3 protein-coding genes are annotated in these 1,324 nt (G+C 69.3%); all 3 read right to left on the reverse strand.

Going from position 1 to position 1,324, the window contains the following annotated elements; genetic code table 11:
• Nucleotides 1-389: hypothetical protein (locus tag D477_RS20845; RefSeq protein WP_005275604.1), on the reverse strand; the 389-nt coding region annotated here is incomplete at its 3' end.
• A gap of 131 nt (nucleotides 390-520) precedes the next feature.
• Entirely contained in the window at nucleotides 521-925 is a 405-nt protein-coding gene (locus tag D477_RS20850) for a hypothetical protein (RefSeq protein ID WP_005275606.1), read from the reverse strand.
• Between the two features lie 180 nt (nucleotides 926-1,105).
• Nucleotides 1,106-1,324, reverse strand: a 219-nt coding sequence (locus D477_RS20855) for a LysM peptidoglycan-binding domain-containing protein (RefSeq protein WP_005275608.1), incomplete at its 5' end; no start/stop codon positions are given.

Below are 1,324 nucleotides of genomic sequence, written 5' to 3' on the forward strand. Positions count from 1 at the left end.
GGGTCGGCCCCTCGCAGGGCCGCCAGCCGGCTGATCCCTGCAGCGGCCAGCGCGCAGACCACAATGGCAACGAGGAGCGCCACCGGCGGGACCGGCCAGGCCACTACCAGCACGCCGGCGAGGATCCAGCCCAACGCGACCAGGGGCATCAGGACGGGCCGCGCCCGCCGCGGGATGACGGCGAGGTCCCCGAGGCCGGAGACGATCAGCCCGAGTCCCAGTGCCAACGAGTACCGGGTCAACCAGACCACCGGATCGAGAATCAGCACCACACCCAGCCCGACGCACAACAGGCCCAAGAGCAGCAGCACCCACCACGGCGCACCCTGCAGCAGCCGGGCCAGCAGTTTCGGCCAAGCCCGGACTCGCTCCCCGATACTCCTCTGCACGCCCCCTCCTCCGACGACCGGCACCGGCCGGAATGACCTGCAGCCTGCAGCTTTCCCTCAGGGTACCCGCGCACGGGTGGAGCCGTCTCGGCCCGACCGCTCCTTGTTTGGCGGCGGCTAGCCCGGCCGGTTCAGGCGGCGGTTTCCGCGGGAGTGCCAGCCAGCCCGGCCAGGGCCAGCACGGCGAAGGCGAGCGCGATCACGGCCGGTGTCACGAGGGTGGCCAGCCGAACGGCGTGCTCCTGACGCCAGTGCCAAAAGGCCAGGCCAACCAGCACCACGCCGTAGGCCAAGGCAACCAGCACCGCCGCTACGGCGCCGTCCTGCCAGAAGTACGGCAGGCTGATCACGGCTGCGAGCACCAGCTCGCCCGCCCCGATCCAGCGCTGTACAGCGGGCTTGGGTTCTTCCCCGTAGACAAACCAGGGAAGGCGGCACAGATTGCTGACCGCACTGCCCAGCAGGAACGCGGCGAAGGCGATATGCACCATCACCACGAGGATCTCGTAGACTCCCTGACCGTCGTTTGCCACCATCGTGCTGCCCTCTTTCTTGCCTGCTCTTCCTGAAGGACAACCAGCCGTGCCGGCCCTTGGTTCCGCAACCGGCGGCAATGAGAGCAAGGACACCCGGGCAGCAGGAAGCCCCGCACCGATTGGATCGGTGCGGGGCTCCCGGTGGTGCGTGCTGCAGCAGTTCCCTGCTGCAGGCTGGCCTTAGTTGGCCGGCAGCTGCAGAACCTGGTCCACGAAGATCAGGTTCGGGTTGCTGACCGTGTCAGCGTTGGCAGCGTGCAGCGCCTGCCAGCCACCCTCGAGGCCGAGTTCGGTGGCGATGGTGTTCAGTGTGTCGCCGGCCTGGACGGTGTAGGTCTCGCCGCTGACGGCAACCTCGGCCTGGACCGGGGCAGGAGCGGCCTGGACCGGAGCCGGGGC

Source organism: Arthrobacter crystallopoietes BAB-32, from assembly GCF_000328305.2.
Taxonomy (GTDB): domain Bacteria; phylum Actinomycetota; class Actinomycetes; order Actinomycetales; family Micrococcaceae; genus Crystallibacter; species Crystallibacter crystallopoietes_A.